Raw genomic sequence first — 12,564 nt, forward strand, 5'->3', positions numbered from 1 at the left:
CCGAACTCAGAAGTGAAACGCGGTAGCGCCGATGGTAGTGTGGCATTCGCCATGCGAGAGTAGGACACTGCCAGGCATCAATTAAGCAATCACAGCGATGTGGTTGGTCGCGATACAACGTCAGGTTGTATTGGACAGAAGATTTAGATAGCGCACATAGTGCGGTCTTTACCGGTTAGTGTGCTGATATGGCTCAGTTGGTAGAGCGCATCCTTGGTAAGGATGAGGTCCCCAGTTCGACTCTGGGTATCAGCACCATTATTGAAGTAGTAAAGCTTTTGCCTGACGGCAATAGCGCCGTGGAACCACCTGATCCCATGCCGAACTCAGAAGTGAAACGCGGTAGCGCCGATGGTAGTGTGGCATTCGCCATGCGAGAGTAGGACACTGTCAGGCACCTATTTAGAAGAGGCCTCCCATTCGGGAGGCCTTTTTGCATTGGCATTTTGCCATCCTGACGGGTTTCTTTTAGTAAAAATGCTGGGATGTCAGCACGTTGCCCGTTACTCTTGGTCTGGTATTGTCGGGAGTCATCGCCAGAGGAGTATGCATGGCCACGTTGAAGGAAATTGCACTGGAGGCAGGGGTTTCCCAGGCCACCGTGTCACGGGTGCTCAATGAAGATCCGACGCTGAGCGTCAAGGAAGAGACCAAGCAGAAGATCTTCGAGATCGCCGAGCGGCTGGAGTACAAGACCAGTGGTGCCCGCAAGGGGGTTCACAAGAGCAAACTGCACTTCCTGGCGGTTTATGCCTACCCGCAGAGCACCGAGGTCAACGACCCCTATTATCTGGCCATCCGCTATGGCATCGAGACCCAGTGCGCCCGTCTCAACATCGAGCTGACCCACTTCTACAACGGTGCCGAGGGGCGCGATCTCTCCGCCGTCGACGGTATCCTGGTCATCGGCCATCTGCCTGCAGAGCGTCTCGCCGCGCTCCACTCTCTCTCTGCCCAGCTGGTGTTCGTGGATTGCCGTTCTCAGGGGGACTTTGATTCGATTGACGTGGATCTGGCGCTGATCAGCCAGCAGGTAGTGGACTTCTTCATCGCCCAGGGACACCAGCGCATCGGCTATATCGGCGGTCAGGATGATGGCCCGGATCTGCGCGAGCTGGCTTTCCTCGACTATGGTCAGCGCCTTGGTGTGGTGCAGGAGAGCGACCTCTATCGCGGGGATTTCTCCAGCGCCTCCGGCTACAAGCTGGCCAAAGAAATGCTGGCGGGAGATTGGCCCAGGGCGCTGTTCGTTGCCTCCGACTCCATCGCCATCGGTGTGCTGCGTGCCATCCATGAGAAGGGACTGGCGATTCCCCAACAGATCGAGCTTATCAGCGTCAACGATATCCCGACCGCCAAGTTCACCTTCCCGCCGCTCTCCACGGTGCGGATCCACTCCGAGTTGATGGGCTCCCAGGGGGTCAATCTGCTGGTTGAACGGCTGCGGGACGAGCGGGATATCCCGCTGCGGGTGCTGGTACCGAGCAAGCTGACCCTGCGCGGTACCACTCAGTAGTTTTAGTAAAATATTCCATCTTTTAGTCGCACCATCTTGCGGTGGTGCGACACCTCTCCCAAGCAAACCTCTTTCCCATGTCATCCAATGACGTCATATCATATTGTTTTATAGTTGATTTTATTGCAGCTCAGCCAGCTACTATCAACATCCATGCCATTCATCCATATCTTGCCTTCCTTTATCTCCCGCTTCTGATCTTGCTCACAAAACCATCTGTTCATTGTGATCAGGTTAAAACTTTACCAATTCAAAGCTGATATTTAGTAAATATTTATCTAGAGTTTACCCAGTTAACGTTGCCTTGTTCCGGGAGGACATGTGAATAACTGGGAAAACGTCCAATTCGTTGGTGAAAACAGGCTGGCTCCGCGCGCCTACTTCTTCTCTTATGCCGACCACGCGCTGGCGGCCACCATGCAGCGCGAGCTGAGCCGCCGTTTTCTGAGCCTTAGCGGCCAGTGGCAGTTCCACTACTTCGACCACCCCCTGCAGGTGCCGGAGGCCTTCTATCACAGCCCCATGAGCGAGTGGGGCCAGATCACCGTGCCCAACATGTGGCAGATGGAAGGGCACGGCCAGCTGCAGTACACCGACGAAGGTTTTCCCTTCCCCATCGACGTACCCTTCGTGCCGACCAGCAACCCCACCGGCGCCTATCAGCGCAGCTTCACGCTGAGCCCGGCCTGGGACGGCGAGCAGGTGATCATCAAGTTTGACGGGGTGGAGACCTACTTCGAGGTCTATGTGAATGGCCACTATGTCGGCTTCAGCAAGGGCAGCCGCCTCACCGCCGAGTTCGATATCAGCGCCTACGCCAAGGTTGGCGAGAACCTACTGTCAGTGCGGGTGATGCAGTGGGCCGACTCCACCTATATCGAAGATCAGGACATGTGGTGGATGGCGGGGATCTTCCGCGACGTCTATTTGGTGGGCAAACCGGCCGCCCATGTGCAGGACTTCTTCATCCGCACCGCGCTGGCCGATGACAATCAAAGCGCTAGCCTGAGCTGCGACATTCAGCTGGAAAATCTGGGGGCGCCCGCCCGTGATCACCGTCTGGCCTGGTCGCTGCTGGATCAGGGCAGCGAGATCGCCAGTGGCTCGCTCGACCATCTCGCCATCGATGGCAAGTGTGATTGCCGCTTCACGCTGGATCTGGCCCACCCCCATCTCTGGAGCGCCGAAGATCCTTATCTCTATCAGCTGCAACTCTCCCTCTACAACGGTCAGGGCGAGCTGCTGGAAGTGATCCCGCAGCGAGTCGGGGTGCGTGAAATCAAGGTCAAGGATGGGCTCTTCTACGTCAACGGCCACTACCTCAAGCTGCACGGGGTGAACCGTCACGACAACGACCACCTCAAGAGCCGTGCGGTCGGCATGGATCGGGTGGAACGCGATATCGTGCTGATGAAGCAGCACAACCTCAACTCGGTACGTACCGCCCACTACCCGAACGACCCGCGTTTCTACGAGCTGTGCGACCAGTACGGCCTGTTCGTGATGGCGGAGACCGACGTGGAGACCCACGGTTTTGCCAACGTGGGCGATCTCAGCCGCATCACCGACGACCCCTTCTGGGAGCCGGTGTTCGTGGATCGCATCGAGCGCCACGTGCACGCCCAGAAGAACCACCCCTCCATCATCATCTGGTCGCTCGGCAACGAGTCCGGCTACGGCTGCAACATCAGAGCCATGTACCAGCGCTGCAAGGCGATCGACTCGACCCGGTTGGTGCACTACGAAGAGGATCGCGATGCCGAGGTGGTGGATGTGGTGAGCACCATGTATTCGCGCGTCTCCCAGATGAACTGCTTCGGCGAGTTCCCGATGGAGAAGCCGCGCATCCTCTGCGAATACGCCCACGCCATGGGCAACGGCCCGGGTGGCCTCAGCGAATATCAGCAGGTGTTTGACCGCCATCCCCACATTCAGGGCCACTACATCTGGGAGTGGTGCGATCACGGCATTCTGGATCAGGACGAGCAGGGCCGCCCCGTTTACAAGTACGGCGGCGACTACGGCGACTATCCCAACAACTACAACTTCTGCATGGATGGCCTCATCTATCCGGATCAGACCCCGGGGCCGGGCCTGCGCGAATACAAGCAGGTGATCTGCCCGGTCAAGGTGCGCGCGCTGGATCTGGCGAGCGGCAAGCTGGCGGTGGAAAACCGCTACTGGTTCTCCACTCTCGACGACATCCGCCTGCTGGTCGAGGTGAAGGCCGAAGGCGAACTGCTGGCCAGCCAGCAAATCCGGCTGGAAGGGGTTGCCCCCGGTGCCACCACAGAGCTGCAACTCGAACTGCCATCCCTCGATGGGCGGGAAACCTTCGTCCAGCTGCGGGTCATCAAGGCCAGTGCCACCCGCTACAGCGCGGCGGAGCATGAGCTGGGCCAGTACCAGTTCCAGCTGAAAGAGTCGACTCGCCAGCTGCAGCCCTTTGCCAATCCCAACGCCACGGCGTTGCAGATCGCCGACGAGCGCCTCGCGCTGACCTTGAGCGGCAGTGGCTTCGCCCTGCGTTTCTCACGCCTAGACGGCAAGCTGGTGAGCTGGCAGCAGGATGGTGTCGAGCTGATTGAGCGAGCCCCGCGTCTCACCTTCTTCAAGGCGATGATCGACAACCACAAGCAGGAGTACGAGAGCCTGTGGCACCCGAACCACCTGCAGATCATGCAGGAGCACTTCCGCACCTTAAGCTGGCGCCAACTGGGCGAGGCGGTCGAGGTGACGGTGGAGAGCCTGATCGCGCCGCCGGTGTTCGACTTCGGCATGCGCTGTCGCTACGTCTACACCCTGAGCCCGAACGGCCAGCTGCACGTGGCGCTCTCCGGTCAGCCCTACGGCGGTTATGACGACATCATCCCCAAGATCGGTTTCGAGCTGGGCATTCGTCAGGATCTCGACCGGGTGCACTACTACGGCATGGGGCCGGGCGAGAACTATCAGGACAGCCGCCAGAGCAACTGGATCGACAGCTTCCAGAGCACAGTCAGCGAGATGTGGGAGCACTACCCCTTCCCGCAGGACAATGGCAACCGCCAGCAGGTGCGCTGGGCGACCCTGACCAACCGTCACGGCGCCGGTCTCTACGTGCGGCCCGATGCCCCCATCAACCTGAGCGTCTGGCCCTACAGCTGGGAGCATATCCACGCGGCGCAGCACATCAACGAGCTGGAACCCTGTGGCTATCTCACCCTCAATCTGGATCACAAGGTGCTGGGGCTCGGCTCCAACTCCTGGGGCTCCGAGGTGCTGGACTCCTGGCGGGTGCGCTTCGAGCCATTCAGCTTCGGCCTGACCCTGCTGCCCATCGCCCGTGGCAACCTCAATCCGGCTGCGCTGGCCGGGCTCGATCTCACCATCAACGGCGGGAGGAACCTCGCATGATCACCCTGGACAACCTGACCCTGTTCAAAAACATCTACCGGGAGGGCAAGAAGTGGGGCCGCTGCGTGGAGGCCATCAACAACCTGCCGAACCTCAAGCCCGGTATCTGCCACTCCATCGGTGACTCACTCACCTATCGCTTGCAGGAGGGGGCCAGCCCGGCCACCTCCCTGTTCGAGGGGCAGCGCCGCTACTTCGACGTTCACTACTACCTGGAAGGGGCAGAGACGGTGGAGTGGGCTGCCAAGAGCGAGCTGGCGGTCGAGCAGGGCTATGACGACACCACCGACCGCGAGTGGCTGGCCGGCGAGGTGCACGAGCGCCAGAAAGTCGGCAACGGTCAGGTGGTGATCTTCGAGAACGACGAGGCTTACAGGTTTGTCGGCGACGGGCCGGTGCGCAAGCTGATCATCAAGGTCACCGTCGAAGGCGGCTACTTCAAGAACAAATAACAAGCCGCCGGTTCTGCACTGATAAAAGCCGGAAGGGCGGGGCTCACCCTACAAATCATGCCCCGCCCTTTCGCGAGATAACTACAGGTCTGGAGATGCACCATGTCTGATTCCAAACGCAATACGATAGGCAAGTTTGGTCTGCTGTCGCTCACCTTCGCGGCGGTATTCAGCTTCAACAACGTCATCAACAACAACATCGAGATCGGTCTGGCCTCGGCCCCGATGTTCTTTCTGGCCACCATTTTTTACTTCATTCCGTTCTGTCTGATCATTGCGGAGTTCGTATCACTGAACAAAAACTCCGAAGCGGGGGTGTATGCCTGGGTGAAGAGCTCCCTCGGCGGTCGCTGGGCCTTTATCTCCGCCTACACCTACTGGTTCGTGAACCTTTTCTTCTTCACCTCCTTGCTGCCGCGGGTCATCGCCTACGCCTCCTACGCCTTCCTCGGCTATGAGTACATTCTCACCCCGGTGGCGACCACGGCATTGAGCATGGTGCTGTTTGCCTTTGCCACTTACGTCTCCACCAACGGCGCCAAGATGCTCGGCCCTATCACCTCGGTGACCTCGTCCCTGATGCTGCTGCTGACCCTCTCCTACATCCTGCTGGCGGGCACGGCTCTGGTGGGCGGCGTGCAGCCCGCCGACCCCATCACGGTCGAGGCCATGGTCCCCGATTTCAGCTGGGCCTTCCTCGGCATCACTACCTGGATCTTTATGGCGGCCGGGGGCGCCGAGTCGGTGGCGGTCTACGTCAATGACGTGAAGGGCGGCTCCAAGTCATTCGTGAAGGTGATCATCGTCGCCGGGATCTTTATCGGCGTGCTCTACTCCATCGCGTCTCTGCTGATCAACGTGTTCGTCCACAGCGACACCCTGAAATATACCGGCGGCTCGGTACAGGTGTTCGAGGGGCTGGCGGCTTACTTCGGTTTGCCGGAGATCCTGATGAACCGCTTCGTCGGGCTGGTCTCCTTCACCGCCATGTTCGGCTCCCTGCTGATGTGGACGGCGACTCCGGTGAAGATCTTCTTCTCCGAGATCCCGGCCGGCATCTTTGGCAAGAAAACCGTCGAGTTGAACGAGAACGGCGTGCCCGCCCGTGCAGCCTGGATCCAGTACCTCATCGTGCTGCCGCTGATGGTGATCCCGACCCTGGGCTCCAACACCGCGCAGGATCTGATGAACACCGTCATCAACATGACCGCTGCCGCCTCCATGCTGCCGCCGCTGTTCATCATGCTGGCCTACCTCAATCTGCGGCTGAAGCTCGACCACTTGCCGCGGGAGTTCAAGATGGGCTCACGTACCACCGGCATCGCCGTGGTCTCGGTGCTGATCGCCATCTTCTCGGTGGGCTTCCTCGCCTCCACCTTCCCGACCGGCGCCGACATCATGACCATCATCTTCTACAACGTCGGCGGGATCCTGATCTTCCTCGGCTTCGCCTGGTGGAAATACAACAGATACGAGGCCTCCCTCAGTGCTGAAGCGCGTGCCAAAGAGGCCCAGCCGGCAGCGCAGGTCGCCATGCAGACGCCATAGCCACTGCATTGACTCCCAATCAAACCGGGTGGCCGTTGGCCACCCGCAAACCGTTGAACCAGAAAAGGAAAAGAGAATGAGCGAGACGATCGAGTTTGCCGAATTCAAGCGGGTCGAGATGAAGGTGGGCAAGGTGCTGGAGGTGGTGCGCCACCCCGGTGCCGACAAACTCTACATCGTTCAGGTCGACGTGGGCGGTGAGCGGCCGCTGCAGACCGTCACCAGCCTGGTGCCCCACTACCGCGAAGAGGAGCTGATAGGCAGTGAAGTGGTGGTGCTGACCAACCTCAAGCCCACCAGGATGCGCGGCGAGCGATCCGAATGCATGTTGCTGTGCGCCGAGACCCCGGACGAGAGCCAGAGCGTGCTGCTGCAGCCGCGGGTGCCGATGGCGCCGGGCACCCCGATCGTCTGACTGGTATTGCGAGCCGGTGCGGGAGACTGCACCGGTTCAGCAACGAGGCCGTCCAAACGGCCCGTTCATAACAAGAGAGTAAAGCGCGGGGCCGACAGACCCTTGCCAAACACATCACAGAGTCACAGCGTTACCCGCAGGGAGCGCGAGTCCATTGGAGGACACCATGTCTGAATCCGTACGCGGCACCATAGGCAAGTTTGCCCTGTTGTCGATGACCTTTGCTGCCGTGTTCAACGTGCGCAACATCGTCAACAACAACATCGAGCTGGGGCTCAGTTCCGCCCCCATCTTCCTGCTGGCGACCCTGGTCTACTTCATCCCGTTCGTCTTCATCATCGCCGAGTTCGTCTCGGCCAACAAAAACTCCGAGTCGGGCATGTACGACTGGCTTAAAAAACCGCTCGGTACCCGGATGGCCTATCTGGGCTCGTTTCTCTACTGGTTTGTGAACCTGTTCTGGTTCGTCTCCCTGCTGCCCAACGTCATCGCCTACGCCTCCTACGCCATGCTGGGCTATGAGTACAGCTTCTCGCCCATGGTCACCTCGGTCATCTCCATCGTGCTGTTTGCGGCGGCGACCCACATCTCCACCAAGGGGGCGAGCTGGCTCGGCAAGATTGCCGAGATCGTGGCCTACGGGGTGTTTGCCCTGTTCGCCATCTATGTGCTGGGTGCCCTGATGGCGCTGAGTGGCGACCATGTGCCGGCCCAGCCCATCACCCTGGAGGCGATGACTCCCACCATCAACTGGGCGACGCTCGGCATCATGTGCTGGATCTTCCAGGCGGCGGGCGGTGCCGAGACGGCGGCGGCCTACCTCAATGACGTGAAGGGCGGCCAGAAGTCCTTCATCAAGGTGATCATCAGCGCCGGTATCGTCATCGGCGCCATGTATGCGGTCGGTTCCCTGCTGGTGAACGTGTTCGTACCGCGCGAGAGCCTCACCTATGCCGGCGGCATGGTGGAGATCTTCACCGGCATGGCCCAGTACTTCCAGCTGTCGGAGGCGCTGGTGGGCCGTTTCGTCGGCGTGGTGCTGTTCATCGCCATGTTCGGCTCCATGATGATGTGGACCTCGGCGCCGGTGAAGATCCACTTCTCCGAGATCCCGCAGGGGGTTTACGGCGAGAAGACCACCCAGCTCAACGAGCACGGCGTGCCGGTGCGCGCCGCCTGGTGGCAGTTTGCCTTCGTGTTCGTGATGCTAGTGGTCAACGGCTTCGGCTCCGAGTCGGTGCAGCAGATGATGAACACCGCCATCAACCTCACTGCAGGGACTGCCATGCTGCCGCCGATCTTCATCATGGTGGCCTACTTCGTGTTCCGCTGGAAACATGACGACACCCCCCGCGAGTTCCGTATGGGGTCGCGCAAGTTCGGTATGGGGGTGGTGTCTGTGCTGATCGCCATCTTCGTGGTGAGCATGAGTGCCTCCGCCTTCCCGAGCGGGGTGGATCTGGTGCGCGCCTTCTTCATCAATGTCTTCATGACCGCGCTCTTCTCGGCGCTGGCCTACTGGTGGATCTCCCGCTTCGAGAAGCGCCAGGCCCGCAAGCAGGCCACCGGCACAGCCGGCGGCAAGCTGGCCAAGCAGAGTTGAAGCACAAGGCTGGCCGGATCCGGTGGCCAGCCGGGCTTGCTTAATTTCCGGCAGATAAAGGGGGGTCGCTCAACTTTGCGCCTCCCGCTTATCGGGGTAAGCTGGGGATTCGTTTCAACAGGAGCTGTGCCACAGCTCCTGTTGTGTTTCCTGTCGTCCCCGATCACCGGCCCCGCGAGGGGACGGGATCTGCTTTCACCGGAGACCGCTCGTGCGTCTGGATCCCTTTACCTCTGTACTGATTGTGGTGGTCGCCCTGGCCTCCTTCTTCCCCTGCGAGGGGCAGGTGGCCATCTGGTTCGGTCTGCTGACCAAGCTGGCGGTGGCGCTGCTGTTCTTCATGCATGGCGCCAAGCTGTCGCGCCAGAACCTGCTGGCGGGCCTCGGCCACTGGCGGCTGCACCTGGTGGTGATGGCCAGCACCTTCGTGCTGTTTCCGCTGCTGGGGCTGCTGCTCACACCGCTGGTGCCCCACTGGCTGAGCCCGGCCATCTACCTCGGTTTCCTCTACCTCTGTGCCCTGCCGGCCACGGTGCAGTCGGCCATCGCCTTCACCTCCATGGCCGGCGGCAATGTGTCGGCGGCGGTGTGCAGCGCCTCGGCTTCCAGTATCCTCGGTATCTTCCTCTCGCCGGTGCTGGTGGGGCTGATGATCAATGTGCAGGGGGAGGGGGTCGATACCTGGCACTCCATTCAGGCCATCATGGTGCAGCTGATGCTGCCGTTCGTGGTGGGCCACCTGTCGCGCCCGCTCATCGGTCGCTGGGTCGACAGCCACCGGCCGCTCATTGGCAAGCTGGACCAGAGCTCCATCCTGCTGGTGGTCTATGTGGCCTTCAGCGAGGCGGTGGTGCAGGGGATCTGGCATCAGGTCGGCTGGTATGATCTGGCCAGTATCGTGCTGCTGAGCTGCGTGCTGCTGGCACTGGTGCTGGGCTGGAACGTCTGGATCAGCCGTCGCCTCGGCTTCAACAGGGCGGACGAGATCACCATTGTCTTCTGCGGCTCGAAGAAGAGCCTGGCCAACGGGGTGCCCATGGCCAACGTCATGTTCCCGGCCGCCAGCGTCGGCGTCATGGTGCTGCCGCTGATGATCTTCCACCAGATCCAGCTGATGGTGTGCGCCGTGCTGGCCCGTCGCTACCGCGAGCAGGAGGCCGTGCCCCAGGTTCAGCAGGGGTAAGCCGTCTGGATAAAAAAAGGGAGGTCATGGGTCTCCCTTTTTCGTTTACCGCCTCGTCAGCGTTTGCGCCAGACGGTGAGCTGGGCCACCGTGTGCTGGTACTTGCGGGCGGTCTCGCGGATGACGAAGGGGACGTCCCGCGGGGGCATCTGTTCCTCAAACTCCGCCGCCAGCAGCCGTTGCAGCGCCTGATAGGTGCCGAGGGCCTCGCCGTTCTCGCGCACACCGCCGAGCCAGTTGGCCTTGGGGGTGTAGTCGGTCAGCCAGGTGTAGGGGCTGGTGAGCACCAGCAGGCCGCCGCTGCGCAGTCTGGGCGCAATGTCCCGCAGGAAGCGGGCGGGCTCCCGCAGCCGGTCGATCAGGTTGGAGGCGAGCACCAGGTCGTAGTCGCCGTATTTGGGCTTGAGGTTGCAGGCATCCCCCTGGCTGAAATGGACCCGCTCGCTCTGCTGGCGGCCGAGCTCGTGGCGGGAGAGCCGCGCCTCGCAATATTCCACCAGCTCCCCTTCCACCGGTACCGCGTAGCGGAAGCTGTCCTGGCTGGCGAGGGCCAGCGCCACGTCGATGAAGCGGGCCGAGTAGTCTACCCCGTCCACATGGGCGAAGTGACGGGCCAGTTCGAAGCTGGCACGGCCGGTGGCGCAGCCGATGTCGAGCGCCCGTTCATGGCGACCGCACAGCTCGCTGGCAAGGCTGGCCAGGGTCTGGGCGTAGTTGGCTACCCCGAAGTGGGTCGGCCCGTACTGGAAGTCGAGATACTGAGCGACGAGCGTGTCGGTTTCATAGGGATTTACGATAACGGGTTCCTGATGGCGGGAGACCAGATAGCGGAAACCCGCATGCTGGAAGAAGTGACGGCGGAAGGCGTAGCGGGAGGACTTGAGCGCCTCGTTGCCGGTGCTGATCCAGCTGCCCCCCTTGATCAGGGTGTGTTTGCCGTCGAAGGTGGGTGTGGAGAAGTCGTCGTAGAGGGGATGCACCTTGAACCCCTCGAAGCCGTCGATGGCGGTGCTGGTCCATTGCCAGACGTTGCCCACCAGATCGAAGAAGCTGCCCTGCGGGCAGGCATCCACCGGACAGGACGACGCGAAGCGGGCCAGGTTGAGGTTGCCGGGCGCCTCGATCCAGTCCGGCTGATCGCCGGTCAGCTGTTCGCGCAGCAGCATCCACTCCGCCTCGCTCGGCAGCTGGACGGGCAGGCCGGTCTGGGCTGCCTGCCAGCGACAGAAGGCGGCGGCCTCCAGCTGGTTCACCTCGGCCGGCCAGTCCCAGGGCATAGGGACCTGCTCGGTCATCAGCCGCAGTTGCAGTTGCTCGGGTTCGAGGGGATCGCCGACCCAGAAGGTGGGCATGCGGGCCCTGGCATACTGGCGCCAGCCCCAGCCTTCGTCATCCCACCAGGCGCGGTTCTCGTAGCCACCCGCCTGCACGAAGTCGAAAAATTCTGCGTTGCTCACCAGCATGCGGCTGGCCTGGAAGGGGGCCAGTTCGATGTGGCGCTCGCCGTATTCGTTGTCCCAGCCGTAGGTGGCGTCCTGTTTGCCGAGCCGCACCCGGCCACCGGCCACCGGCAGCAGGCTGTTAGCGGGCACCTCGTCACGGCGATGGCGCGCCTCGGGGCAGACTGGCCACTGGGGCTGGCTGCGCACCCAGGCCAGCGGCAGCTGGCGGATCAGCACGCTGGAGGTCTCGAGGTGGATGCGCTCGTGCTCTATCCCCATCAGGATGACCCAGGCCGGACTCTGCCAGTCGATGGGCAGGGTCAGCGGCATCCGCTCGATGAAATCACACACCAGGGCGCGCACCCGGCCACGGTAGTCGCGCAGCTCGCTGACGGAGGGCCAGTCGTAGTGGGTCTCGTCCAGATCGTCCCAGCTCATCTCGTCCACCCCGATGGCGACCATTGCCTCGATGCGGGCGTCGAGGCGGCCCTCGATGAGACGGGCCGCCAGCAGCTTGTTGATGAAGAAGGCGGCGGTGTGGCCGTAGTAGAAGATGAGCGGGTGGCGCAGGGGGATCGCCTTGTCAAACCAGGCGCGTTCGTCGGCCAGGCAGTCGAACAGTGAGTCGTAGAGATCGAAGGTCTGGCAGAAGTAGGCGAGCAGCTCGCGGCGCTTGTGTTCGGGATCGCTGCCGGTCAGCAGCGGGGTACGGGTCGGTTCCGGCAGGCCGGTGGCGGTGGAATAGAGAAGAGTGGCTTGGGTCACGCTCTGACTCCTTGTTGGCAGTGAAGACTGACAAGACAGTGGTAATGGCATTACCGCAATGGAGAGCTTTGTACGCACAAGGTACCACTATTGGCTCAACAGACCGGCTCGGCAACCAAAAACTTCCACGGCTTGTCAGCATAGCGACCCCGCGAACGGCTCGCCAATCGGTCGTCCACCTGCCCGTTCGGGGATGGTCAGATTCGCCAGATTATGGTCTGAATGACTCTCCACTTGTTGTGCT

8 protein-coding genes, 1 tRNA gene and 1 rRNA gene are annotated in these 12,564 nt (G+C 61.4%); 9 read left to right on the plus strand and 1 reads right to left on the minus strand.

Annotated features, from left to right (window positions below; genetic code table 11):
* Positions 1–182: 182 nt before the first annotated feature.
* The 9 genes from PG881_RS15710 (at position 183) to PG881_RS15750 (ending at position 10,113) form a co-directional block, all read left to right on the plus strand.
* A tRNA-Thr gene (locus PG881_RS15710) sits at positions 183–258 on the plus strand.
* Positions 259–281: 23 nt separating this feature from the next.
* Positions 282–396, plus strand: a 5S ribosomal RNA gene (gene rrf, locus PG881_RS15715).
* A gap of 154 nt (positions 397–550) precedes the next feature.
* Positions 551–1,516: a transcriptional regulator EbgR gene (gene ebgR / locus PG881_RS15720; protein WP_270801219.1), complete on the plus strand. Its 966-nt coding sequence runs from the start codon at positions 551–553 to the stop codon at positions 1,514–1,516.
* A 321-nt stretch (positions 1,517–1,837) separates the two neighbouring features.
* Positions 1,838–4,912 carry a beta-galactosidase subunit alpha gene (ebgA, locus tag PG881_RS15725; RefSeq protein ID WP_270801222.1) on the plus strand — a complete coding sequence of 1,025 codons (3,075 nt, stop codon included), beginning with the start codon at positions 1,838–1,840 and terminating at the stop codon, positions 4,910–4,912.
* Positions 4,909–5,364, plus strand: coding sequence for a beta-galactosidase subunit beta (locus PG881_RS15730; RefSeq protein WP_270801225.1), 456 nt, complete (start codon positions 4,909–4,911; stop codon positions 5,362–5,364). The genes ebgA and PG881_RS15730 overlap by 4 nt, the downstream gene beginning before the upstream one ends.
* A 102-nt stretch (positions 5,365–5,466) precedes the next feature.
* On the plus strand, positions 5,467–6,912 hold the full coding sequence (locus PG881_RS15735; RefSeq protein WP_270801229.1) for an amino acid permease: 1,446 nt from the start codon (positions 5,467–5,469) through the stop codon (positions 6,910–6,912).
* 76 nt (positions 6,913–6,988) lie between these two features.
* Complete coding sequence (locus PG881_RS15740; RefSeq protein ID WP_270801231.1) at positions 6,989–7,327, plus strand: tRNA-binding protein; 339 nt, start codon at positions 6,989–6,991, stop codon at positions 7,325–7,327.
* A gap of 166 nt (positions 7,328–7,493) precedes the next feature.
* On the plus strand, positions 7,494–8,930 hold the full coding sequence (locus PG881_RS15745) for an amino acid permease (RefSeq protein WP_270801234.1): 1,437 nt from the start codon (positions 7,494–7,496) through the stop codon (positions 8,928–8,930).
* 211 nt (positions 8,931–9,141) lie between these two features.
* Positions 9,142–10,113, plus strand: coding sequence for a bile acid:sodium symporter family protein (locus PG881_RS15750; RefSeq protein ID WP_270801236.1), 972 nt, complete (start codon positions 9,142–9,144; stop codon positions 10,111–10,113).
* A 56-nt stretch (positions 10,114–10,169) separates the two neighbouring features.
* On the opposite strand, the gene ovoA is transcribed toward PG881_RS15750, so the two are convergent.
* Entirely contained in the window at positions 10,170–12,320 is a 2,151-nt protein-coding gene (gene ovoA, locus PG881_RS15755; protein WP_270801239.1) for a 5-histidylcysteine sulfoxide synthase, read from the minus strand.
* Positions 12,321–12,564 lie beyond the last annotated feature (244 nt).

Source organism: Aeromonas sp. QDB54, from assembly GCF_027707385.1.
Taxonomy (GTDB): Bacteria; Pseudomonadota; Gammaproteobacteria; order Enterobacterales; family Aeromonadaceae; genus Aeromonas; species Aeromonas hydrophila.

Coding starts and splice junctions, on each gene's coding strand:
- ebgR (WP_270801219.1), top strand. CDS start 551: ATGGCCACGTTGAAGGAAATTGCACTGGAGGCAGGGGTTTCCCAGGCC.
- PG881_RS15730 (WP_270801225.1), top strand. CDS start 4,909: ATGATCACCCTGGACAACCTGACCCTGTTCAAAAACATCTACCGGGAG.
- PG881_RS15735 (WP_270801229.1), top strand. CDS start 5,467: ATGTCTGATTCCAAACGCAATACGATAGGCAAGTTTGGTCTGCTGTCG.
- PG881_RS15740 (WP_270801231.1), top strand. CDS start 6,989: ATGAGCGAGACGATCGAGTTTGCCGAATTCAAGCGGGTCGAGATGAAG.
- PG881_RS15745 (WP_270801234.1), top strand. CDS start 7,494: ATGTCTGAATCCGTACGCGGCACCATAGGCAAGTTTGCCCTGTTGTCG.